Here is a 25,393-nt window from a genome sequence, read left to right as displayed (position 1 = left end):
CTTAGATTGATTTATTTTTAAGCGTACCGGTTGCCTCCAGGCGTTTTAATTTTGCCATCTCCTCTCGCACATTCGAGAGAAGCATTTGATAGTCTTCCCTGCTCGTTGCTTGGCTCGGACATACTGAGAACTGAGTGGATTGGTATTGATCTCCCCCTAGATCCCAGCTCTAGAAGGATACACATATATCCAACTGATCTCACTCCCTTTTACCTTAATCGTTATGGTAAGCACTATTCTTTGCCTAGTTTATCATCTGCTCTTTCTCGATATATGGAGGCAGCCGGTCTAAAAACGATTAAGCTCCAAAGGGTTACGCCACATTTTTTGCGTCATTATTTCGCTCAGGCTGCCCGAGCTGCAGGAGCATCTGTATCTGATATTGCAGAGACACTTGAACATGAGTCAGAACGAACCACTAAAGAAAATCAATTTGCGTACACAACTAAAAAAGGAAAAGGATGTTAGCGATCTGGTTGATATTTTAATTTAAATATTTTTTAGTTAACTATTTTAAACTTGAAAAATCGGTCTGATCTTACATGCTAAACATCTAGGTGTCTCTTGGGATAAAAAATGCTTGGACATAAGAATGCCCAAAAACGTTGATGAATTAGAATCTACAGCAGCTGAGTTTTCTGAAGAAAATATATAAAATTCACAACAAAAAGACGGCATACCGGACCGCTGCCGTTTTCTCAACTAACGGGCAGTAAAGCGTGATTAACACTATTGTTTATAGAGTCTTGTGGCACGCAGAAAAAGGAGCTGCAGTATTAGCAGCTCTTTCGTAATAAAGTAACAATCGTTAACCCGTACTAGTCATAGAGCACGACAACATCATGCGATGGTAAGTCCGCCGTCAACCGGAAAAACTTGTCCCGTTATCCAGTTTGACTCGGGATCGGCCAAATGAACGATCCAGCGCGCTACGTCATCCGGTACTCCTCTGCGCCCTAGCGGGATGGACCGGATCTCCTGTTTCTTGACCGCATTGATTTGCTCCTCGGAGAGACCCATACGTTCCCGGAGGAAGTCGGACTCGACCGGTCCGGATGCAATCGCGTTCACACGGATGCCCTTTGGGGCGAGCTCAAGCGCCCAGCATCGCGTCAACTGTTCTAAGGCAGCCTTACTCGCCGAATAAATTGACAGCCCGGCACTTGCCTTGCTTCCGAAGGTACTAGATATGTTGATGATGGTGCCTTTGGTTTTCTCGAGATGCGGAAGAGCGGCAGCAGCAAGTAGCGTAGGAGCAGTGACATTTACGCTGAATATATCATTAATCTCTTGTGCGTTTGTTGTCGCGAGCGGCTGGACTGAGCCGTTGCCCACATTGTTGACGACGATATCGAGGCGACCCCATCGCTCGATGGCTTCGGTGACCGTTCGGGCAGCCGCTTCGGGATCAGCGGCATCTGCAGTAAATCCTTCGATGTTCGGATAACTGGCGGCAATCTGTTCAAGTACGTTTGTTCTGCGTCCGGTAATGAGGACTTTTGTTCCTTTTGTGGCGAGCAACTGAGCCGCAGCAAGTCCGATACCCGCGCCGCCTCCTGTTATAATAGCAACCTTGTCTTTATACATAAATAACATCCCCTATTGGTTTATAGTATCAGGACGATATCCCCGTTTGAGAGATCTAAAAATCAATTAAATAGATAATAATTAATTGGTTAATCAAAATATAGGTGCCTCCGCTTAAGAGGCGTATGGCTAAAACAATTTTTTCAGCAATTCCTTTAGCTGTTCCTGCTCCTGAGCGGTAAGCTTTTCTCCGACATGATGAATGATCGTCTGCTCATAGATCGGCCAAACATCCGTTATGAGCTGATGGCCTTCGGCTGTTAAACGAACCAGAATTCTTCTCCTGTTTGTGGGATCGAATTCCCGCTGGATCCGACCCGTCTTCTCTAAAGCATTCAACAAGTTGCTGATATTCGCTCTCGTAACCGCAAGGTTGTCGCTGATCTCGGAGGGAAGCATTGCTCTGTCGCTGGTGCGTAGAGCTACTAGCAGGCACCAACGGCCGAGTGTCAGGTCGAAGGTTGCCAGCTGCTCCTCTAACTGTTGGACCAGATGGTGATTAGTTTTATACAACGTCAGAAAAACATCGACCGACATGACGGGTTGTTCAAAAGGATTCCATTTCTCGATAACAAAACCTCCTCGGACGCAAAAGATGCGATTTTGAAATTTTAATGACAGGGTATACATAGTTAATTGATTAACTATTCGTAGATTAACAATAAAATTAGACTCTTGTCAAGTAACCTAAATTAGTTCAAGAGAAAACTGCTTGAGATATTTGTGGATATATTCACAGATATTATCGTAAGACCGTAGCCTTAAGTGTTATTCCCATGATCTTTTCCCCCACTTTTAGAATAATGTAACAAAGCCTTTAATAGAGTGTTGGAAAAAATATCACTGAACTTCCTGCCAGTTAGTTCAACAAAAACAGCAGCCGATTAGTTGCCGGCTGCTGCTGTGTTGTTTTGAACTATTGTTCCCCATTAATTCAGATGGCTCGACGATTTATTTTTGACTTCTCCCCCCCCATTGCTAGCACATGTTGTGCTAAATCAAAACAACAGATTTCTCAAGAATTTCCTTATGAATATCTCCATAAGTTTTGCTTGATGGAGTTGAGATAGCTTGGATAACTGTTATCATGTTTTGTTTAGGCAGAATATTTATCTCTTGTCCCCCGAAACCCCTACATGCATAACCATTCTCCAGTATCCACCATAAGTATCCATATGAACTGTTGTTTTCGTTTGGCCTTAGCATTTCCTTAATGTATTGTTCAGAAACAATCCGTTGGCCTTCTACAATGCCGTTGTTTAGAACTAGAAGTCCTATCTTTGCAAGATCTCTGGCAGATAAATCCGAATGTTCCTCTCCTTTCATTACAGTATACGATACACCACAAGGACTTTCAGCCCATCTTGCCGCTAAAATAGCGACTTTCAATGGGACTATGTTCTTGTCCTTCGACAAATGTCAATAAGTATCCGTCGGAAGCCGCTAAATTATTCCTTGTGGCGAACACCAATAAATATCGGCTATAGATTGATTGGGATCCGCCCCAGTACTTCCGCGCGAAGGTGGTGCTCTTGAATCCCTTCCCCGGATTCGTACTGCAGATACGCGTTCACCGCATGACCCATTTCGTGAATCAGGGCAATGAGCGCGAAGAACGATGGACTGAAATTACAAAATATAAATGCGTTTTGGGTCGCTGGCAGGAATTCTAAAAACCCGCCGGGCGCCTTTCCTTGACGAACCTCCAGATCGAGCAGGCCATTCCCGCGCATGTGACGGAATCTTTCCTGGAAGTAGGGATCGGTCATGCCAAGCATCTGATCCACGCCGTCCATCAATTCGGTAACCGTTTGGAGGTTCCGGGAAGAGATTGAAGAGGCAATGTACGGCCACCATCATCAGTATAGATTATACTTTTAAGTTCGTTATTTCCGTTAACACTAACGATATTCCCATTTTCATCATATTTGTATGAACTGAATATCCCCATCTGATATGTTGCTGTTGATTAATTGGTTTAACCCGTCATTTGAATAAGTGATGATTTCGCCATTTGGCTTTTTGGTTTTGACAAGATTACCGTTCGAATCTAACGAGCGCGAAAATCGTGTTGGTCGTGCAGTACTAATCCAAATCGGAAACTTTCCGTGAACGCTCTATCAGTTTCGACACTGCTTCACCATATGTCCAATAATCGCCTTGCCTCCAACGAACCAGTTTTCCTCCATGCTCCTGTGCCTGGTTCAGCGCCTCCTGCCGTAATTCCAATAACATCAATTCATCACCACACAAATCTTCTACGTAATCTCTGTCGCCAAAACGTCCGACGAAGTAACCCCTCTTTCCCCGTTTCAGCGAGTAACAACCATTAAAGCACGGAGCTCTGAATATTTTCTGAAAAAGAAATTGCATAAATACGAAAAAACAAAAGGAGATGAACTTATCTTCATAGAAATAATTCTCCGTAAAAATAAATATGTAAGGCGATATCCAATCTGAGGAGGAATCATGATGAGATTTCGGCGAATCGGAAGCTATCTTTTATCTGCATTGCTGATGACGGGCATCCTGCCGCCCGTTGCCGCGCAAGCTGGTTCATCGCATCCGCAGTTAGCGACCGGTAATAATGGAGGCGGCGAAACGAATTTAGCGCTAGGCAAGCCTTATACTGTCTCGGAGGCGGCGAATGATCCGCACCCCGATACGGGTGGCGGAATGACCGACGGCGTACTAGCAAGCGACGACCCTGCCGACGAGGCGTGGACCGGATTCTACAAGGGTTCCAGTCGGGTCATCACCATCGATCTTGGCAAAGAACAATCGATCACATCCATTCACGCAAACTTCCTGCAGATCCCGTCCGCAAGCATCCAGTATCCGAACGCACTGTCTTTCTACACCTCGAAAGACGGGAAGAATTGGACGGCCCTGAAGCATGCCGGACCGCCTGTGGCATTCTGGATCGGCGTCAAGCCTCCTCAATACACCTTCGAATGGGACGCGGCGAAAGACGGCGTTCCGGGGGGAGGGGACAAGTCGTCAGCGGCCTTCTCCCGTTATGTCAAAGTCCGGTTCACGACCAAGGATTGGGTGCTTCTTGACGAAATTCAAGTCATGGGTCAAGACGGAAATACCAAAGGGGCAACGGTTCTCAATGCAAAGAAGGAACAATATATGCAGCCTGGCGCCCAGACTGGCGGTATCTCCAATTTGGCGCTTTTGTATAACGGATCTTACCAGAATGGACTAGGGGACTGGACAACGGAAAAACTGATCCCTTATCTCGCGCACGTAAATCCGAACGGAACGCCGAGTGACTGGTTATTCGACGGCATTCTCTATTTGGGTCTCAGTTCGCCTGCAGGACGTGCATTCAGCATGTCCGTGAACGGGTCCAATTGGGACGACTGGAAATGGTATCTGGACAAGACTTTCGCCAGCGACGGAGATCTGGATGCCTTGAACACTGCCGTAGGAGAAGTGGTGACGAAGCTCGGCAAGCCCGACGGCAAAAACGGAAGCAAATACCCGGTGGTGCTAATGATTCCCTACCCGGCTGAGCCGCAGACCGATTTTGGAGATGTGGATAGCGACGGCATCTCGGAGAACTTCAACGCCGTTCAAGTAGGTGCCGATGCTTCGCTCGCAAGCAAGAAGAAAGCGGTCGACTGGTATATCGAGCAGTTGATCCAGCGCTGGAACGCGAAGGGTTATAATAATCTTAAACTCGCCGGATTATATTGGCTGAACGAAGAAGTAGCACCGGACGGAACGATGGATGCAGAGTTAATTCAACATACGGCCGACGTCGTCCATGACAATGACTTATTATTCTACTGGATTCCACATCTACGCGGCTATCAATTCTTCACCTGGGAAAAATTAGGGTTTGATGCCGTAACCTATCAGCCGAACTATTTCTTCCAAGCGGATAGTCCGGCGGATCGCATCCGGGATACGGCCGACTGGGCCAAATCGCTCGGGATGGGGATGGAGATGGAATTCGATGAACGCATCCTGACAGATGCCGCCTTGCGGCAGAAATATTATAACTATCTTAATGGTGCTGCCGAATTCGGTTATGCAAAGGATGCTTTTAAAGCCTACTATCAAGGTAATGACACTTTGCTCCAAGCAGCACGATCCGACGTACCGGCAGTTCGCGCCAGCTATGACGACATGTATAGGTTCATAAAAGGGAAGTACAAGCCGTAAATAGCCCGAACCATCATGCGATATTTTAATAAATAAGAGTTGTACAGAGGCCGTCCCGATGGGGACGGCCTCGCTTTATTTGAAGAAGACGCCTCTCCAAAATGCATCTGCACTTTTGGTGAATCCTCTAGGCCAGTTGGTATAACCAGTCATATCCCCCAGTTGCCGGATCAACCTTGATTAGACGATCAGCACCGTACGGAATCAACCATATACTCGTGCCATCGAAAATAGAACCATAGAATGGATAACTGCCGAGATTTGTTCCGCTTGGCCAACTATTATAACTGGTCATTGCTCCAGTCGTTGTATCGACCTTGATTAAACGACTGCCGGAATAAGGGGTGAGCCATATGTTGGTACCGTCAAAAGCACCTCCAAAAAATAGCTCGCTCCCTCTCGATCCTCTGGCCAATCGCTATACCCTGTCATTACACCAGTAGTAGCGTCAACTTTAACAACCTGACTCGCACTATATGGAATTAGCCATACCGTCAAGAAAGGTGCCCATCACGTATCCGCCGAAACTACCTTTTCCATTACCCGCTCCCGCAGCACCTGCAAATCCTGCATGAGATACCTTCGTACTTATCATTCCTAAATTAAATACGACTAGAGAATACGGTTGCTGAAAAAAGGTGAATTTATGTTAGCCCTTGGAAAGGTGAACTAATCTACGGCACTATTGTTTCCTCTTTTATCTTCTTGCGTCTGATCCATAAATGTCAGTATCACTTCTGCTTCTTCCTGGTCAAAATGAATTGTAAGCCTAACCGTTTCGTGCTCTGACGTAATCCGGGTGGAAGCTCCATCGGTTCTTTCCCCAGATAAAGCAAAATGATCAGGGACGAAAATCCAGTAATCCTCCGACGTCCCGACTACACCCTTCAATTTTAATATCAGCTCACCGTGATTCCATTGCTCCTCCTGTACACTGATTACATCCATACTAACATGGCGAGAAGAAGCTATCAGCATCGGACGACCGTTAATCGGGTGAACAGCTAGGATCTGGCAACTGCCGACATCAAGTTCCCGGCATGGAATAGAAGCCGTATGCCTTCCCAAGTACTCTTGTTTCCAAAAATCAAATACCGCATACTCTCGGTCCGGAGCAAGTCCCAACTTCACTGTCTCCAAGGCTGAAGCCTGCAATGCTTCCGTAGCAAAGCGACCTGCTACGCACCAGCTTCTGTCTACGGTCTGTATATGGATAGCCCACAGAGTCGTAAAGGGATGAAGCGCCGCCTTCGCGCTTTCTGTATAATCTTCGTTCCTTTTCTCATCCTTCTGATCTGCTTTATGCAAATCAACCGCATACCCCTTAATATGGGTCCAAGCAAAAGCAGGCATACTCATATCAAGCAATCCAGTTTCAGCAGTCACTGTAGTGAGCGGTGGAAGATTGCGCTGGATCATGTTGATTCTTTCATCGTCGTAATGTTCTGGCTTGTCGCTGATCATTAAAAGTCCTCCCGTAAGCGATACCAGGGATATGGCCGACTTGGCCCATTCCTGCGGCGCCCGGACGCAAACATGATCCGGATCATTCAGATAAAGAATTCGGTGCGTATGGTACCAGCGTGCCGTCTCCACAAGTTGCATGCGGATGGCAGGCCAACTTGGATTCGAGTCTGTCGCTACACGACAGGCGTCAGCAAGCCCCACGGTCTCGCTAAGTACGCCCCAACACGACAGGAGATACGCATCCGTGCCAATCTGCCCCCTCGCGCATTCAATGAAAGCCCTAAACTTCGCCTCTGCCTCGTCACCCCTGATGAGCCCCAACTTGACCGCTTCGTGCAGTCCGTCATAGATCAAGTGACGGATGGCATCGGTTTTAAAATAAGTATATCCTGCATCTCTCAGGCCTCTATAATAAGGAGCCACATGCTCAGCCAGCGTTTCAGGCGAGCAGTCCAGGACATATTGAATCCACTTCCCCTTAATCGGATTCCCTTCCTCATCTTTGATGCAAGCCGTTCCAGAAGAAGCAAATTCCGAATTGGTGACGACTGCATTCGTCCATATCCCCGGTTGCAACCCGTGAGCTTTGATGCCAGATACCAAGCCCGCGTGACCGGAGGGAAACTTATCATTGGTTGTCAGCCACGCATCGGCAACGATACCAGTGGCCTCCGGCGGAACCATTGGCAGCTGAAAGCCATCGTCGATTTGAACATATTCAAGACCATAGGCTTTGAAATGCTCTCCTACAAAATGGGCAGCATCCATCACATCTTCCTCACGAATTTCACTGCGGTACGCTTCCCAGGAACACCATCCTGCTACCGGCTTTAAATCCGGCCGCCAATCCCATGGCTTATGGTAAGCGTAATTTAAATGCTTTCGATAATACTGCATTCGCAGATTGATTACCCATGGAGTCGTACCGACCTCAACGTCGATTTCTGCAAAAGAATTGCCCTCCTTCGTCATCTGAATCCGGTCATATACCCACTCCCACTCGGCACCATGCCACTCAATCAGTAAATCCTGCAGTACATCATATAATCCGTTAGCACCGTATAGGGTGGGACGGCCGCATTGCCCTAAAATAGCTTCTCCGTCTTCCGCCCGCCGCGGCCGCATATTCAATGCATCCCCGCTTAGCTCAAACCTCACCCGAATGCTCTGAGGCTCATCAAAAGCCAAGTACAACTGTTGAATAAATGGACTGCTCTGAATGTTTCCATCCGAAATGCGTCGGTAGTATTCTTTGCCTCCGGGAGGCAGATCAATAGAAATAATCGTGAACCCATTATATTTATATAACAGTCGGTTCGTTTTCTCGTCCAGAAAATGATTGGCCTGGGCGCACGGCGGCTCCAAGGCACCAGACGGATATGCCTGCTTTAACTTCATTCTTCATTCTCCTTTATCTAAGTTATTACGGTAGATTAAACATGAATTGTCCGTTTTACCCTTTTACCGCACCAAGCGTGATCCCCCCAACAAAATACTTTTGAAAAAAGGGATACACGAATATAATCGGCAGCGTGACCACCATCGAGGTCGCCGCACGCAGCGTCAATGGCGAGATATTACGGTATTTACTGTAAGCGAGCTGTTGGTCCGCCACCTGCTGCAAGGCCTCAACCTCAAGCAGCAGCCTTCGAAGATATACCTGCAGCGTATCCCAATGTCCATTCGAATTGTACAAAATCACGTCAAACCAAGCATTCCAGTGCCCCACCGAGCTAAAAACCGCAATCGAGGCGAATACAGGCAGCGAAACCGGAAAGATAATCCTGAAGTAAATCAGGAGTTCTCCCGCTCCGTCGATCCGCGCGGATTCCGAAAGGGACTCAGGGAGATTTTGCATATAGGATGCCATAATCAGCATGTAATACGCGTTTAACAGGCTGGGTATCCAGTAAACATGAAATGTGTTGATCAATCCGAGCTTCATCATTAGCATATATGTGGGAATAAGCCCACCGCCAAAGTACATCGTGAATAAAAATAACAGTCGAATCATTTTCCGTCCTGAAAATCCTCGGATTGTGACGATATAAGCCAAGAGTCCGGTCATAAATACGCAGGTTGACGTTCCTACAACAACCCGTAGTATGGAAATCCCAAGTCCGGAGAGCAGATGTTTATTCTGAAACAGGAGCATATAGGAATCCACAGAAAACTGGCGCGGTACAAAATAGATTCCCCCTCTTGCCGCATCAGCGCCGTCGTTCAAGGATAAGGCCAGCAGGTTGATAAAGGGGTACAGCATGGCGAATGATAAGACAAGCATAACCACCACATTGCATAAGTCGAACACCCTGCTTCCAAAGCTCGGCTTCAAGAACGATTGCTCCATTTCCCTCTTCCTCCCTCCTTAGAATATTGAAGTATCGAGTACTTTTTTGGAAACGCGGTTCGCACTGAACACCAGAATGACGGCGATGACCGCTTTCATGAGCCCAACGGCTGCCCCATAGGAATAGTTTCCTAGCTGGATCCCGTATTTGTAAGCGTACGTATCGACAACTTCATAATATTCTCGGGTCTGAGCGTTCCCGATCAACAACTGCTGTTCAAAGCCAGCGTTCAAGATGCCCCCAATCCCCAAGATCCACAGCAAAACAATGGTCGTGCGAATACCTGGCAGCGTAATGTGCCACATCGCTCCCAGGCGGCCCAATCCGTCCACCCTGCCAGCCTCATACACTTCCGAATCCACGCCGGCCATGGCGGACAGATAAATGATCGTAGACCATCCAATATCCTTCCATATGTTCGCGGCTGTGATAATGCCCCAGAAGTATTTCCCTTCCCCCAGAAAAGAGATCGGCTTGCCGATCCATCCTAGGCGCAGCAGAATATCGTTCAGAATGCCTTCGTTGCCAAGGAGCGTAAACAATATGCTGGCAACGACGACCCAGGAAATAAAATGCGGCAAATACGATATGGTCTGCACTATTTGTTTGAACTTTTTCTTTCTAAGCTCATTCAGTAAAAGCGCCAGCACAATAGGAGCAGGAAACCCGAACAGAATATTTAGTCCGCTGATCGCCAGCGTATTACGCAGCACATGGCCAAAATCGGGCGAATGGATAAAATCCTTAAAGTGTTTCAATCCCACCCAATCGCTCGTAAAAATCGACTTGCCCGGGATGTAATCAACAAAAGCCATCAGAATGCCATACATCGGTACATAATTGAAAAGAATTACCCATGCGATGAGCGGAAGGCAGATAAGCCACAGATTCCGCTCCCGGTACAATGTCCTTTTCCAAGTTGCCGGCTTGGCCGAGCGGACCGGTGCGCTTGGGATGTTCCCATGCATCGTTTTCTTCATACCCAGCCTCCTCCCTCAAAGCATCGTGCGCATTACTTCCATTCCTTCATCCGTCTTTGATATTCCTTCGTACGATACGCTTCAATGTCGTGCAGCCCGGCGCCATTCAGCTTATCGCGCATTTCGTTAAACCCGGCTTCCGCATCCGCTTCCGTTTTGGCCGTCACCGCCTTGGCCCACAGCGTCTCCAGCAGTTCATCAATTTGCGTGTTGGTCACGGCGAGCGGATCGTTTCCAGGGATCTGGATCACGCCTAGTGTATTGTCATAAATCGTATCCTTTAAGTTTTCGTTCATCAGCTTCTTCCATTCCGCTTCGTCGTTAAAGTTTTGGTCATACCAGAAGGTGCTTTTTCCGTCATCCTTCATCGTCCCGATGCCTTCGACGAGCGTGAAGACACCTTGCCCAACCTTGTCGCTGTTTGTAAAATCGTAGGTGCCGTTAATGACGCCCTGTTTCATGGCATCCACCCATTCGATTTTGCCGTCCTTATATGTCCATACGGATTGTTCAATATTCGGGACGCCCCAACCGATAATCCGGGTGCCCAGGTCTGTAATGGAGAAGTTAAACCATTTCATAATATCTTCCGGATTTTTCGCTTTATCTGTAATGATCGTTCGGTACGATCCCCTTGCGTTTAAAGCAGTCAGTTTTGCTGACTCGGCATTTGCTGATTTCGCTTGCACTTGAATAAAACGCTGCTCGTCAGTCCAGTCTTTATTTGCTTTCTGCCATACCTCATGACCCGCATTCCATGTCACCCACCAGGAACCGATATGGCCCATAATGCGCTCCGCTGAAAATTTCGCTTTCCAATCATCGAAAGTGTTAATAAAGCTGTCAGGATCTAGCATCCCGTCACGATAAACCTGATTCATAAACTTGGTAAGTTCGAGGCCCTCCGGTGTATTTACCCAATGGGTATTGGTACCGTCTGCATCAATTTTATACCCAGCCTCGAGGCCCCACATGCCTGCCAGTGTTGGAAGGACATTTTTAATCATCGGAGAATACCCGGAGAGAGCGTAGGTTTTCTCTCCCTTACTATTGGTCGGATGGGCTTCCTGCATTTTCTTCAAGATCTGATAATATTCTTCCGGCGTCTCAAACTCTGGTGCCCCCATCTCCTTCCACCAATCATAACGAATGTGGGCCGATGCCCCAGGGATAGGAAGGACACCCCAATAACTTGGAAGCGCATACAATTCTTTCTTGTCGTTAAGGAAAGACTTATATAGATCACCCAGTTGGCTCTTCACATTAGGCGCGACCTTATCGATATACTGGCTGAGCTCGACCGCCTTTCCTTGTGCGATCCATTTCGCGGCTTGCTCATCATTCAGGCCCGTAATAACCTCCGGATAGTCGCCCGAGGCGAGCATCAGATTCAGCTTCTCGTTCATGTCCACGTCATACACAATTTTATTCAGCTTCACATTAAACTTGTCCAGAAGGAATTGCTGCATTAATTTGCTGTTCTCTTTTACGGTTTCTGGATTATCCTGTCCCGCATAAAAGTTGATTTCCAATGTCTTGCTTGGCACTGCCCAGCCGTATTCATTGATCTTTTCCTCGCCATCCGTTTCTTGGGCAGTTTTGCTTTGATCCACAGCTACTTCACTTTCATTACTCTTGGAACACCCGGACAGCATTGTCCACACCAGAACGCACACCAATGTCAGGATCATACCCTTCTTCATACCGCACCTCCCGATAATATTAATGACAGTTTTTATGGTACATTAGGGTTTCTTCGGCGTATATGGTATTTCATATCGCTATGTATCATTTCTTACACAAAATAACCCCACCAATCCTGGGGGGTATCCATGCCTTTATTCGATTCTTGGTCAAACATCCGCTTGCAGGATTAATTGTTCCTTTATAAATTCAATGTTTGAATCTTCTTATACTCTGTTGGCGTAATCCCGGTATTTTTTTTAAATGCCTTGGCAAAATGATGATAATCGGAATAGCCTATCCACTTCGCCACGTCGCCAACCATGCAATCGGAGCTTGCCAGAAGCTCCCTAGCCATTTCCATTCGAAGGCGTGTCACGTATTTCATAAAACTCAATCCGGTTTCTTCTTTAAACATGCGGCTGAAATATGTTACCGACATCGAGGCCCTTTTTGCAGCACTGGTCAGCGATAAGTTACAGTCTTGGAAATTTGAATCAACATAGCGGATTGCCTTCCTAATTTGTAACGACTGAGCGTGATTACGCAGCTGGACGACATTATTATACATACCCATGCAAGTCACGAGGAACTTCTCGTGCAACTTTTCCAATGAAGGATGCGGATCCTGCTCTGTATAAGAAATTTTATACGTTAGGCCACCAAGCTCCGACAGTTTCTGAGAAATATACACTAACTGATTCATGTAAATTTCCTTGGCCAAGACGATATCCATCCCAGCAGTCTCAACCTTTTCGCGGAATCCATCGATTTCTCTTCGAAGGCCCGTTTCCTGTAGCGTCCATATCATCAGGATAATTCGTTCGGTGTCTTCCAAAAAAAACCACGTTTGTTCACTACGGCCCATTAACCGCTGGAAGTCCCTCCGATGTCTTTCATGAATTCGCTGCAACGTAAGAACAAACTCATCCGGGTCAACAGGCTTTAGCAAATAATCTGTTACGTTATAGCGGAGCGCCTGCTGTGCAAACTTGAATTCTCCGTAACCTGATATAACGATAATTTCAGTCAGGGGGTACTGCTGTCTGACTTCAGAAATCAACTCGAGACCATCCATTTCAGGCATGCAAATATCCGTTATAAGCAGATGTGGCGGATGTCTATGGATCAGTTCCAGAGCGTTCCTACCATTGGTGGCTTCTCCAGTGACGCTATATGGTTCTCCTGCGCGTTCTATCATTGCCCGCAGGCTTCGCTTTATCATTTTTTCATCATCAACAATCATGATCGTGAACAAGGGCCTCGCTCCCATCGCGAATGGAATAAAAAGGAAGAGTAATACGGATGATCGTACCGCTTGCATCTGAACTGAGGATATGTAGACCGCATCCATGACCAAAAAACAGCCGGATTCGACTGTGAACATTCCAAAGACCCAAGCGAGCATCTTCAACCCTATCCTCCCCGCCAGAATCCTGAAACAGACGATTATAATAATCCTTTAGCTCTGGAGCCATCCCCCTCCCGTTATCCTCCACATCAATAATAAAGAAATCTCCCAAACGGTGACCCTGGATTACCAAGGAACCGGGTTCCAGTTTATGATTCTGATATCCGTGCCTGAAAGCATTCTCCATCAAAGGCTGAAGCATCATGGGGACTGCCATCATCTTCGCCGATTGATTGACATCCATTAATATTTCGACCCGCAAGTTTTCGAAGCGTTCCATTTGAATATCCAGATAGTCCTTAATATGAGCCAGTTCCTCAGACAAAGGAATCGTCTTCGCGTGATTTTCCACACTATAACGAAAAATCCGCGCCAAGGATTGGACAACCCTGCTAATGACAGGTATATTCTCAATAATTGCATACGAATTTACAATTTCCAAAGTATTGTATAAAAAGTGGGGATTGATCTGATATTGGAGTGCCTGCATTCTGGAATCTAGCTGTTTGATTTCCAATTCTTTTTCCTTCACCTGTAGCGCAGAAATCGTGCGGATTAGATTTTTAATTTCGTTCACCATGGCATTGAAACTACGGTATAAATAACCGATCTCCCCCTTCTTATTGTCAGGGGCATGTACATCAAGGTTTCCGATCTCCACTCGTTTCATAAGTCTCTGCAGTAAAAGTATGGACCTGGATAATGAAAAAGAGACTGATATGGCAACCATCATGCCAAGCATAAGTGCGGTGACTCCAATCAGAATCGTCGTATTCCTAAGCTTAACCAGATCATTGTTCACTTCAGCCAGAGGGGTTTCTGAGAAGAATGCCAGGTTGGTTAATTCGGATTTGCCGTAGGTTACAATCATTTTTTTGCCTCGCGAATATTCGATCCCCCCACCTTCACCACTACTCTGAAGCCGCTTCCAAAATGGCTCGGGAATCCTCTCGCTCCATTTGTGGCTGTCAGGATAGTATAAGTAGCGTCCTTCGGTATCTGCAATCCATATGAACCCCGTATCCCCTAAAGTCACGTCTTTTGCAATGCTACTGATCTTGTCCAGCTTCAAATCAACAATAAGGATACCCCAATGTTGGGTTCCCGGGCTGAAAAATTTAACCGCCATGGTGAGCAGCCTTATATTGTTGTAATTCTCAACGCCAGTAATAACAAATTTACCAGGCTGGTCCAATTTATTGGAGATCTTTGAAAAGCGTTCCTGGGCGAATAGGTTACTGTAACTGGAGGTACTCACCTGGTCTTGGGATACGACCGATATGCCGTAAATCTCCGGCCTACCCACCATAACATTGTAGATCATTTGGTTCACCGGCTTCGCATAGAGCAAACGCTCGTAAGGACCCCCGCTGGATTTATCCAAGAATTGTGCGGATACGTTCCTGGCCGTCATGGGCAGTGTTAGATTTACAATTTCCATAAAGTATGCATCCACGCGGCTGTTCATTTGATTAATAATTTGCCTGCTTAATTTCATAGTGTTGTCTTGTATCGTGAGGGTGGTCATGCGGTACCAATAGATTCCTGCACCAATCAGAAATATACAAAGGACTAAAAACATAACGATAATCTTATGTCTTAGCGAGAGAGATTTCATGGTTCGCTTCATTGCCTATTTCCCCTTTTGTTGTGATAGATGTGGTATTTCAGGGGTTTCCCTCCAAGATTAGCATCTACTCCTCTGTAAAAAACCACTCGCGTCAACTTTCCTTTTCCCCCTTATCTTTTATCTTGATTAAAACACAAATGACCCACAAAAGGATCACTTTTTTAAAGTGTCCTTCTTATGGGCCACAGTTCAAAATATCGGGTAGGGCTGACCGCCACCAACATAAGCTACTCCATATCCTCATATTTTGGTTATAATAACGGAGAAATGTTATTTTTTATGTATATTAATATAAAAATTATGTGGTCCTCAAGCAGCTTGCCGAGATCTCCCATGTCTAAATTTTCGTGAATCAAACAGTGTCTCGTTGTCCAGGCAAACAATATCTGCGCCGATTTCCCTTGTGATGAACTTCCACTCACTAATAATCCCATCGTAATCCTAACCCAACCAGTCGAGTGCACCCACATGCACCAGGTACCCTCACGGATCATCGATGTGCATGGCTTGGTAACGCGGTCGCTCAAAATCTTTACCACTCTGCTTACCAACGAATATATGGATTGTCAATATTAAATCAGACAGCTTTTTTAAGGGCTGCTTGGCGATACTGAACAGGCGTCATGTATCCCAGTGATCCATGAATTCGATGCTTGTTAAACCAGTTGACGTAGTCGTATAGTTCCAACTGCAGGTGATCAAGGCTCTGGAACTCCATCTGATGGATGAACTCCGTTTTCATAACCTTGTAGGTAGCCTCCGCCACAGCGTAGGCTTTTCGGTTTTTATGGAAGATATCCACAATAGCTTCCGTGTTCTCGTCTTCGTTCGGTTGTTCTTTCGCTTCATAGTAAAAGGTACTTCTTGCGATTTGCAGGATGTCACACATTGCTGATACCGAGTATTTATCAAGGTTATTTCGAACGATAGCTACTTTCGTCCCATGATCAGCGCGGCTTGCTTTAAAATATCGACCTCCATCTTCAAACGCTGGTTCTCTTTTCGCAAGGCTGCCCGTTCGTTTTCATCTGAAGAACGATTGTCTTTCTCCTTGAAGGAACCTGACGTCTGGGCTTGCTTGATCCAGCGATCTAAAGCTGAAGCTGTGAGGCCGTATTCCTCCACAATAGCTGCTCTGGATTTCCCGTTTTCATAGAGTTGCACCATTTGCTTTTTAAATTCAGAAGTGAAGGTTCGCCGTTGTTGTTTTGGCATTGTAGAGATCCGCTCCTTAGCATGATAGGTTTATTCTACAAGCCCTTATTTTTTCTGTCCAATTAAGTGTAGTGATCCAGTCCGCATAACATCGGCCAATTGCCTCAAGACTTCCGCCTTTCTTCGTCTTGTCCTTTTCCCTGTTTCCTCTGATGGCGTCCCTGATGGTTTTTCTGTTAGCTTTCTTCTACTCTCCGATGTGACAGAACTTTCAAGTCTCCCTACGGTTTCTAACTCTATATCCCGAATACAGGACTGACAGACGTACCATCCCCGGAAATAATTTAACCCCTCCATCGACGCGCAAAAAAAACAGCCCGTATTGTACTGGCGCTACTTCAATCGGCTCGTCTGATCATCAACAAAAACCTCCAATGTGTTCCGATAAAACAAAAAAGCCGCTATAATAGCGACTCTCAATGGGACTATGTTCTTGTCCCTCGACACGCGTTTTTTTCAACTAGCTTTTGACTTTGGATATAAAAGTCTTTGCGCTCTTTCGGGCCAGTCCCCAACTCGATAATCCCCGCCGGACGAAGCTTTCCGGATAGATCTGGTACAGCGGCCAGCCATCCGAATTCGTCCTTACGGTATCTAGTAAGGAATACCTGGCCGGGTATATAAAAGGTGAATATACTCTAGGAGAATTTCCGCCTACCCATATAAAGATTTGCAATTTACTTGAATGCTCCCTATGATAAGGGGGCATCGAATCACTACATATATTTTAGCAGGTGAATAAATGTGTGGAAACCAGACCGACAAGGCCATAAGCCATTATATATCCAAATCGCAGATCACTTGGAGCGCCGGATCCGTGAAGGCGAATTTCCTCCGGGTAGTCCCCTTCCATCCGAGCGCAAGCTGTCGGAACAGCTTGGCGTCAATCGGAGCACCGTGGTCCTTGCCTACGCAGAGCTTCGCTCCCACGGCATCATTGAGACTCTTCCCGGAAGCAGAACTCAGGTAAGCGGCGATCCGCAGGAACTATCGTCCCATCATACGCCCCCGTGGCACGATTACACTGAAGGAGGCAATTTCGCACCCAATTTGCCGTATATACGCCGAATCCGGGAAATGCTTGAGCAGTCTCCGTCCGCCATCGATTTTGCCAGCAACAAGCTGTCCGTGGATTTGTCTCCGATCGAAGAAATCAACCGGCTGGTGAAATCCTATTTTCACCTTCCCGAGGAAGGCTACGACAGTCCGCAGGGATTTTTGCCGCTCAGGCAGGCGTTGGTTTCGTTTTTACGAGAATACAGAGGGATTCGGACGACGGAATCGTCCATTGTGATTACAACCAGCTCCCAGCAGTCGATCTATTTGATTATGCAGTGCCTGCTATCCCCAGGCGATGCGGTCGGGGTCGAGGATCCGTCCTATTATCGTTCGCTGTCGGTGTTCCGGTCCGCCGGGCTTAAATTGATTCGCCTGCCGGTTGATGAACACGGCATGATGACCGATGATTTGTACGATTTATGCAAAAAGCACCGGATCAAGATGCTATTCGTAAATCCGAATTTTCAAAATCCGACAGGCACCGTGCTGAGCCGGGCCCGGAGAAGCGCACTGCTCGATACTGCAAGCGAGCTGGGGCTTCCGGTGATTGAGGAGGACTCCCTTAGCCTCACCTCATCCGATACCTTTCCCCCTTCGCTGAAAGCAGCGGATCGGGCAGCGACCGTTCTATATACCGGCTCGTTCTCAAAAATCGCAGCCTCCGGGCTACGGATCGGCTGGATTGTCGCCCCACAATCCGTGATTCAGCGCCTGTCCGACGCGAGACGTCAGCTGGAGCTCGGATTTAGCGTGATTCCGCAAAAGATAGCTGCGCAGTTTCTTGAATCGCCTTATTTCACGCCCCATTTGGAGAGGTTACACCGGCAGCTGGTCCTCAAGCGGGATTTGATGGCTGGGGCGCTGCAGCGGGAACTGTCAGGACTTGTAGAGTTTACCGTTCCGCAAGGAGGGCTGCATTTGTGGTGCAGGATCATCCCGGAAATCCGCGATGGACGGATGCTGAGCGAGGCGCTGAAGAGAAACGTTGCCTTCGTTCCCGGCAGCGTATACGGGGCCAAGTCCGGCTATATGCGATTGTCCTATTCACGTCCTCAAGCAGTGGAGATCGAACCCGGCATTGCCCGGCTTGCGGAAGCCCTTCGGGCCGTGCTGGAATGAAAGGTTCAATTGGACTTCGGTCTACGGAAGCTGAGCACGTATATGAAATACGGAGCGCCAATCAGCGCCGTGACCAGACCGGCCGGGATTTCCAGCGGAGGAAGGATGATTCGTCCGAGCATATCGGCCAGTGTCACCAGCAAGGCTCCGAGCAGTGCCGATATAGGCAGAAAATGCGAACTATCCGGTCCAACAAGCAATTTCGACAACGGAGGAACAACAAGTCCCACGAAACCGATTGTACCCGCAATAGCTACGGCACTGGCAGCAAGCCCTACCGCGGTACAGAGCAGCACAAGCCGGACCAACTGAACCCGTATCCCCAGCCCCTTCACCGTATCTTCATCCAGCTGCAGGGCATTAAACTGCCGCCGGCACAGAAGGGACAAGCCAAGGCCGACCAAGGTCCACGGCCACAGCAATTCCACATGCTTCCACGTCCTTGCGTAAAGGCTTCCCTTCAGCCAAACCAAAGCTTGTGAGGAGTCGAGCGCGTATTTTACGATCAGAAGCATGATCATAGCCTGGAAGCCCGCGGAAATAGCCACGCCGGTTAAAGCCAGCCTTGACGGCTCGATTCCGCCGGGCCGGTATGCAATCAGGTACACAAGCGCCGCGGCGAGGATGGCACCCATGAAGGCGGTAACTGGAAGCGCAGACGACATCAGCGCAGGGAAGACCAACAACACGAGCACCGCTGCGAAACCGGCCCCGCCCGACACGCCGACGATATCCGGGGCAGCCAACGGATTACGGGTGATACCTTGCAGAATCGCTCCCGAAAGAGCCAGGTTCGTGCCGACCAAAACGGCGATGATAAGCCGCGGCAATCGATATTTCCATATCAGCCCGTCCCCGCTCAGAAGACCCTGGACGACGTCCTGAACGGGAGTGGCCACGGCCCCGAGGCGCAGGCTCAACACAGCCGCCGCTGCAAGCAAGGCCGTAAGCGTCACCGCCACGATGACGAAACGATAGGATTTCATGAACGCATTCCCCCTTTCCTGCGCAGCAAATAGAGAAAAAACGGGACACCGAGAAATGCGGTCACGATTCCGACCGGAATTTCGGCAGGGTAGGTTATCCATTGAGCCGCGAAATCGGCCGCGGTCAGCAAATTTGCGCCAAGCAAAGCGGCTAAAGGCAAAACGATGAAATGATTCGTCCCGCCCAGCCTTCTTGCCATATGCGGTACGATTAGGCCGATAAATCCGATGGGGCCCGCGACTGCCACGGCGCTGCCGGCGAGTACGATCACCAGGAAACCAAGAAGACTTCGGATTCTGGTCACATGGATCCCTAAGCTTGCCGCCACCTCATCGCCCTGCACCAGCACGTTCAGGCTGCGGGAGAGCAGAAGAGAAACAATTATGGCGGGTCCGTCCAAGAACAGGATCAGCTGGTCGTCGGACCAGGTTGCCCCGGAAAGTTTGCCTGCCATCCAGTACATGATTTCGGTCAGCTGCGTCTCATACAGCAGAATCGTGCCCGTCGTCAGAGAACCCGCGAAAGCACTGATCGCCACGCCGGCCAATACAAGCTGGGGGCCGCCTCTGTTATGGCGGGCCAGCCCGTGAACCATCAGGCCGCATACCCCCGCGCCGCATAAAGCCGCAACCCAAATAACGGAGGAGCTGTCCGTCCCTCCGAACATCATAATAGCCAGGACGGCAAAGCAGGATGCGCCCTGATTAATGCCCATAATCTCCGTATCCGCCAAAGGGTTGCGGGTCACGGCTTGAAGAAGACAGCCGGCGACCGCCAAAGCCGATCCGAGCAGAACGGACAGCCCCGCTCTGGGCGCCCGGACATGCCAGACCGTATAATATGCGCTGGTTATCCCTTCGGCTCCCGCACCGGGCAGCCAATTACGCCATGTCATGCCGTCTACCCGGAAAGAAACGCTAAGGCAGCCGAGCAAAACAAGGGATGCCGCAAAACATACGAACAAGAAGAGCAGCGGAAGGGAAGAGCGGCCTTTTGCAGGCCATTTACTCATGTTCATTTCCATTTGAATTCCCGCTTCCTATTCGGATGCCGATTGAGGCGACAAGATCGCAAGCAGTTCATCCAAAATGCGATTCGCCGCAATCGGCCCCCTTCCGCGCGACCAAAGGTTGCGGTCAACGGAAATAAAATGATGCTCCTTCACGGCTTTCAGGTCCTGATACAACGGGTTCGTCTGCAGCTTGTCCGGATTATCTCCGTAAACCAAAATGTAATCGGGATTAAGCTCATGGAGTCTCTCCAGCGTTACCGTGGCTCCCTCTCCTTTGCCCTCCAGGTTGGCGATTTCTCCGTCAAATGCATAATTTACGCCGGCTTCGCTCAGTAAGGAACCGATAAAAGAATGTTTTACCCACACTGTAAAATCGTCGTCGAAAAATCCTGCTACAACCATTGTAGGAGCTACTTCAATTTGATCGCGGACCATGCTGATCTTGTCCTTCAAGCCGTCTATAACGCCTTTCGCCGCTTCCGGTTTGCCTACTAACGTTCCGAGGCTATGCACGTTGTCCAATACTTGCTGCAGACTAGCGTCATCGAAAGCAGCGGTAGGCGCAATATCCGTCAGATCTTCACGGATCATGCTGTGCCGGTCGACGCTGGCGATAATCAGATCGGGATTCAAGGACTGGACCACTTCCAGATTGGGCGCTTTTCGCTCACCCACATCCGTCACCCCAGTCACCTGGTCTTGCAGATATTCCGGGATTTTCGTCGTGCCTACACCTGCGTTGCCTATAGGAGTGACGCCTAAGCTGGTCAGCGTATCGATAAAAGAAAAATCAAGTGTTACAACCCTTTGGGGAGTTTCCTTCAGCTCGATTGTGCCCCACTCATGCTTTACAGCGATGTTTTTGCTTTCCGAAGCCGCTGCCGTTTCCGTTCCGTTCCCCACAACGGATGCGGATGGTTTCGTTGTATGGCTGGCACATCCGGATAGTGCAGCACTCAGCACCAGAAGCAGAAATAGTAATCGTCTTTTCTTTCCGGTCAATGCGTGAACCCTCCTTATAATGAAAATGATAATTATTATCATTCACACATTGTAATGAACGTTCCCCGCTTTGACACCATCCGGTTTTTAGATTTGGTGACCATCCAGTTTGAAATCCACCGCGCCCGGTCTTAACTCTGCGACTATTTTTCCAGGGTAGTTGAGTCTCTCGTTAGCGCATGGTCAAAAGGACAGGGCCAAAAAGCCGGCTGCCTTCAATTGTCTTCATTGAGTTATCGTTTCCCGTTAGCTTAACGGGCTACCTATTACCCCCACCACTTTGCCCTTAATTTTATCTTCGTTTTTCGCCAGGTAGTCCGATTACTCTAGCAATACCGTATTTACCAAGGTTCTTTTTAGTTTCAGGATTTGTGAAGTATACGATATCGCCACGGTTAACCGCTTGATCATTGTAATACTTCAAATCAATTACAACCTGTCCTTCTAAATCATGATTCCCTCGATCCATGTTGTCATAGTTATGATTATAGATGATCTGCCCGGAATCCAACTCATTATTGGTTACTGTACTAATTATTGGACTAGTTACGGGATCAGTGATAATTTTACTTGTGTTACCCGAATTACATCATGCAAGCAAAAGCACGAAAATGACAATGATTTTTACGTTATCCTGCCCGTTAACTTAATGAGATTGCATGGAAACAATGTTAGATACTTATCTTATCGGTAATCGGAACAAGCTCTTGTCCTCGACTCGGGACAAGAACTTGTTCCGATAAAACAAAAAAGCCGCAATAATAGCGACTCTCAATGGGACTATGTTCTTGTCCCTCGACATCTTTGAAAAGAAACTCAGCGAATCATTGGTTTTAGCCAGGTATACAAATACCTTGTCTTCCCCGGTCACCAGCTTTTGACTCTTGATATAAAAATCTTTGCGTTCTTTCGGGCCAGTCCCCAACTCGATAATCCCCGCCGGATGACCTTTTTCCACTCGGCTGACCGTCGGCTGACATACCTGCTGAGATGAATTCTTCTGCTTCGCCCTGGTAAAAAACAAGAATTCTAATGCAGTCTTATATAGGGCGTATTCTAAACCACATGATGAAGTTGATTGGGAAACTGTCTCACAATGGGGACCCAATTTGTGTCATTAGACAATTAAAGTTCAGGGCTCCTGCTTCATCGATTTCCCAGCCGCTTCGATAGGTAGGCGTTGAACATCGCAAACCACTATAAGGTTTATTATTTTTCTAAGGATAACAATTGTCTAATCACCGATGACAATATTTCGGTTGAATTTTCTATCTGACAAGAGCGCCAAGCGACAAAACCGTCTGGGCGAATGAGTACAGCTCCACCGGCTGGAACCTGATAGGTTTTATGCCACTGGTTTTCAGGATCTTGTAAGTTTCCTATATGACCGATAGTGAACATATCGATAGGTAGGTTTAATTCACCAGACACATATTGTGCGGCATAGGCCCATGTACTATGTTCATCGGCTAATAGAACATAGTTTTTGTGAAAGAGATCAATGGTGGAAATGGGCTGTCCATTTTGTTCTAACCAGAGATGAGGTGCACGTGTGCCTGGTTTTCCATCAAGCTGTTCGACATAAGGTGATAAGTTACTCTCTGAATCAGTGTGCTCAGCGATGACTGCTGATGAACGATATTGGTACCGCATAATGACATGATTATTACTAGTAACAGGTGCTTTACTCACTTTTTTACTAACCATATTAAGCTGTCCAGTATTCGCGATCAGACCAGCTTGCTCGGTGGTGAAATGAGAAACTGTTTTTCGTTCGATCTCATATGTGTTTAAGAGCTCAGGTGCGGCTGTGCCTTTTAGAACAGCAGCTAATTTCCAAGCTAAATTATGTCCATCTGCGATCCCTGAATTTCCACCAAATCCTCCAGTAGGAGGCATGAGATGTGCCGCATCCCCGACTAAAAAGATACGACCTACTTGAAAATGATCCGCTACCTTTACCGCAGCTTCCCAAGGAAGGACACTGATTATCTCCACATCGAGCTTAGGATCACCCACCGCTGTGCGAATTAGTTGAATACACCGCTCATCAGGAAAATCGCTCAAGCCTTCTCCCCTAGTCGGATCGAAATTAACATGGAAGGTCCAAAGATCGTCATTATGATTGATCGATACCAACGTTCCGGTCGCCTTTGAATGATTAATATTACAAATGCTAAACTCATGACCCTCAACGTATGGTTTCAAATTGGCTCGAAAATATATGTTCATATTATAACTAAGTGTTCCTCGTCCGCTCATTTGAATTCCTAAAGCTTGGCGAATCCTACTATTCGCACCATCGGCTGCGATCAAATATTGCGCAAAAACCGTCTCACGAGTGCCTGTTTCACGATTTTGAACGATTGCTGTAACCCCTCGTTCATCTTGAGTAAACGAAACTAATTCCATATTAAATTGGACATCTCCTTGACGTTCTTGGATCGCCTGCAGTAAGATGGGTTCCATTAAATCTTGGGTCGTAAAACTACCAATGGTGGGGCTAAGTTGGTCATTCTCCTTTTCAAGTTTTTGAATCAAGTTTTTCATGGTAGAGAAATCCGCTTCAAGCAGGGTATTTGCATGGAGTAAACAACCGCCGCCTTTGTTTAATCCTGCACCTGCTACGCGAATCTGCTCTTCGATCTGAAAGGGGCGAAACAACTCCATCGACCGGGTATTAATCCCACGCGCTTTGGGATGGATGGATGTTCCACGATGCCGCTCAATCACGCGAGAAGTAATGTCATGATGACTTAAAAACAAGGCTGTTGATAAACCGACCAATCCTCCGCCAACGATCAATACAGGAAGTTGTTGTTTTTCCATAGTGTTTTCCTCCAATAGTATGAACTGTGTTCTTCATTGAATTAAGAACCGCTTTACTGAGTGAGCATTTTGCATGGACCTAAACCCTTGATACAATGACGAGCGCAGGCGTATGCTGGTTTTCAATTATTAATTACTCTATATTTTTCAATTCACTAACTTAACGTTCGTTGAGTTAAATAATCAAAAAAATAACAGGCCCTATGTAGACCACATCTTGACATAGAAGTCGACCATACGCTCCAGTTGTGCAGAGTCTCTCTCTTTGCCAAATAAAATATGCTGGAAAGCACCAATCGCTACATGCGAAATTAACTGGGACGCCGCCATCTCAAAATCCATCTGCCGTATTTCGTCAAGCTCTGCCCGTCTTTTCAAAAAATGTACTAACGCTTCGAAGGGCTGTTCCGCCATACGATTTAACCATTTCAATTGCTCGTGCTCTACCAAGCTACGTTCCCGAAGCAAAATCTGAAAGTATTCCTTGTCGTTCATAAACCGTTCGTAAAAGCCATCAATCGCATTCAGCAGCACCTCCCGCAATGGCGTATCGTCGCGGAATGTACTTGAAAATGATGTAAGAATGTTGGCCATCCGTTTCTCTTGTGAATTTTGCAGCACAGCCTGTAAAATTTCATACTTGCCACCGGGAAAATAATGATACGTCAAGGCCTCGGCCATACCAATCTCTTTATTCAATTCGCGCATGGAAGTCGCATGAAATCCCTTCTCCGCAAAAAGCCGCCTAGCGATATCGAGGATCTGTTGTCTTCTCTCTTCGGCCAAGAGATCGCGATTCGTTTTTTTTCTTCCAGTGTCAGACACCAAATCACACCTCCTTTTTTATTTCACCTAACGTTCGTTGAGTTAATAATATACTGTTAT

19 protein-coding genes and 1 pseudogene are annotated in these 25,393 nt (G+C 47.3%); 3 read left to right on the top strand and 17 right to left on the bottom strand.

Going from position 1 to position 25,393, the window contains the following annotated elements; genetic code table 11:
* Positions 1-30: 30 nt before the first annotated feature.
* Positions 31-468 (top strand): tyrosine-type recombinase/integrase, encoded by a 438-nt coding sequence (locus FHS19_RS35695; protein ID WP_376771887.1) that lies wholly within the window; start codon positions 31-33, stop codon positions 466-468.
* A 372-nt stretch (positions 469-840) separates the two neighbouring features.
* Here FHS19_RS35695 and FHS19_RS16205 read toward each other — a convergent pair whose 3' ends face one another.
* The 4 genes from FHS19_RS16205 to FHS19_RS16190 form a co-directional block, all read right to left on the bottom strand.
* Complete coding sequence (locus FHS19_RS16205; RefSeq protein WP_183582780.1) at positions 841-1,587, bottom strand: SDR family NAD(P)-dependent oxidoreductase; 747 nt, start codon at positions 1,585-1,587, stop codon at positions 841-843.
* Positions 1,588-1,716: 129 nt separating this feature from the next.
* Positions 1,717-2,124: a MarR family winged helix-turn-helix transcriptional regulator gene (locus tag FHS19_RS16200; protein ID WP_183582779.1), complete on the bottom strand. Its 408-nt coding sequence runs from the start codon at positions 2,122-2,124 to the stop codon at positions 1,717-1,719.
* 456 nt (positions 2,125-2,580) lie between these two features.
* Positions 2,581-3,003, bottom strand: a complete 423-nt coding sequence (locus FHS19_RS16195; protein WP_183582778.1) for a serine hydrolase domain-containing protein — start codon at positions 3,001-3,003, stop codon at positions 2,581-2,583.
* A 65-nt stretch (positions 3,004-3,068) separates the two neighbouring features.
* Positions 3,069-3,383 (bottom strand): M3 family metallopeptidase, encoded by a 315-nt coding sequence (locus FHS19_RS16190; RefSeq protein WP_183582777.1) that lies wholly within the window; start codon positions 3,381-3,383, stop codon positions 3,069-3,071.
* Positions 3,384-4,056: 673 nt separating this feature from the next.
* Between FHS19_RS16190 and FHS19_RS16185 the strand changes: the two genes are divergently transcribed.
* Positions 4,057-5,763, top strand: coding sequence for a DUF4855 domain-containing protein (locus tag FHS19_RS16185; protein WP_183582776.1), 1,707 nt, complete (start codon positions 4,057-4,059; stop codon positions 5,761-5,763).
* A gap of 669 nt (positions 5,764-6,432) precedes the next feature.
* Here FHS19_RS16185 and FHS19_RS16180 read toward each other — a convergent pair.
* From FHS19_RS16180 to FHS19_RS16150, 7 genes and pseudogenes are all read right to left on the bottom strand, one after another.
* Positions 6,433-8,628 carry an alpha-amylase family protein gene (locus FHS19_RS16180; RefSeq protein WP_183582775.1) on the bottom strand — a complete coding sequence of 732 codons (2,196 nt, stop codon included), beginning with the start codon at positions 8,626-8,628 and terminating at the stop codon, positions 6,433-6,435.
* 55 nt (positions 8,629-8,683) lie between these two features.
* Complete coding sequence (locus tag FHS19_RS16175; protein ID WP_183582774.1) at positions 8,684-9,580, bottom strand: carbohydrate ABC transporter permease; 897 nt, start codon at positions 9,578-9,580, stop codon at positions 8,684-8,686.
* Positions 9,581-9,598: 18 nt separating this feature from the next.
* Positions 9,599-10,561 (bottom strand): ABC transporter permease, encoded by a 963-nt coding sequence (locus tag FHS19_RS16170; RefSeq protein WP_246426586.1) that lies wholly within the window; start codon positions 10,559-10,561, stop codon positions 9,599-9,601.
* Between the two features lie 32 nt (positions 10,562-10,593).
* Complete coding sequence (locus FHS19_RS16165; RefSeq protein ID WP_183582773.1) at positions 10,594-12,264, bottom strand: type 2 periplasmic-binding domain-containing protein; 1,671 nt, start codon at positions 12,262-12,264, stop codon at positions 10,594-10,596.
* 182 nt (positions 12,265-12,446) lie between these two features.
* Positions 12,447-13,502 carry a response regulator transcription factor gene (locus FHS19_RS16160; protein ID WP_183582772.1) on the bottom strand — a complete coding sequence of 352 codons (1,056 nt, stop codon included), beginning with the start codon at positions 13,500-13,502 and terminating at the stop codon, positions 12,447-12,449.
* Positions 13,480-15,285, bottom strand: a complete 1,806-nt coding sequence (locus tag FHS19_RS16155; protein WP_183582771.1) for a sensor histidine kinase — start codon at positions 15,283-15,285, stop codon at positions 13,480-13,482. Before FHS19_RS16155 ends, FHS19_RS16160 begins: the two co-directional genes overlap by 23 nt.
* Positions 15,286-15,862: 577 nt before the next feature.
* Positions 15,863-16,500: pseudogene (locus FHS19_RS16150) on the bottom strand (IS3 family transposase).
* A gap of 744 nt (positions 16,501-17,244) precedes the next feature.
* Between FHS19_RS16150 and pdxR the strand changes: the two are divergent.
* Positions 17,245-18,678: a MocR-like pyridoxine biosynthesis transcription factor PdxR gene (gene pdxR / locus FHS19_RS16145; RefSeq protein WP_183582770.1), complete on the top strand. Its 1,434-nt coding sequence runs from the start codon at positions 17,245-17,247 to the stop codon at positions 18,676-18,678.
* A gap of 5 nt (positions 18,679-18,683) precedes the next feature.
* Here pdxR and FHS19_RS16140 read toward each other — a convergent pair whose 3' ends face one another.
* The 6 genes from FHS19_RS16140 to FHS19_RS16120 form a co-directional block, all read right to left on the bottom strand.
* The gene (locus FHS19_RS16140; RefSeq protein ID WP_183582769.1) at positions 18,684-19,664 is read right to left on the bottom strand and encodes a FecCD family ABC transporter permease; all 981 of its coding nucleotides are present in this window, start codon (positions 19,662-19,664) and stop codon (positions 18,684-18,686) included.
* The gene (locus FHS19_RS16135; RefSeq protein WP_183582768.1) at positions 19,661-20,689 is read right to left on the bottom strand and encodes a FecCD family ABC transporter permease; all 1,029 of its coding nucleotides are present in this window, start codon (positions 20,687-20,689) and stop codon (positions 19,661-19,663) included. Before FHS19_RS16135 ends, FHS19_RS16140 begins: the two co-directional genes overlap by 4 nt.
* A gap of 15 nt (positions 20,690-20,704) precedes the next feature.
* Positions 20,705-21,679, bottom strand: coding sequence for an ABC transporter substrate-binding protein (locus tag FHS19_RS16130; protein WP_183582767.1), 975 nt, complete (start codon positions 21,677-21,679; stop codon positions 20,705-20,707).
* 292 nt (positions 21,680-21,971) lie between these two features.
* Positions 21,972-22,148, bottom strand: coding sequence for a S26 family signal peptidase (locus FHS19_RS35690; RefSeq protein WP_376771886.1), 177 nt, complete (start codon positions 22,146-22,148; stop codon positions 21,972-21,974).
* A 740-nt stretch (positions 22,149-22,888) separates the two neighbouring features.
* The gene (locus FHS19_RS16125; protein ID WP_183582766.1) at positions 22,889-24,508 is read right to left on the bottom strand and encodes an FAD-dependent monooxygenase; all 1,620 of its coding nucleotides are present in this window, start codon (positions 24,506-24,508) and stop codon (positions 22,889-22,891) included.
* Between the two features lie 201 nt (positions 24,509-24,709).
* A complete protein-coding gene (locus FHS19_RS16120; RefSeq protein ID WP_183582765.1) occupies positions 24,710-25,333 on the bottom strand; it encodes a TetR/AcrR family transcriptional regulator in 624 nt (207 codons plus the stop codon).
* Positions 25,334-25,393: the final 60 nt, after the last annotated feature.

The organism is Paenibacillus rhizosphaerae, assembly GCF_014192015.1.
Classification (GTDB): Bacteria; Bacillota; Bacilli; order Paenibacillales; family Paenibacillaceae; genus Paenibacillus_AQ; species Paenibacillus_AQ rhizosphaerae.
Note: the sequence above shows the minus strand (reverse complement) of the source record. Positions and strands in the feature narration are given on the sequence as shown.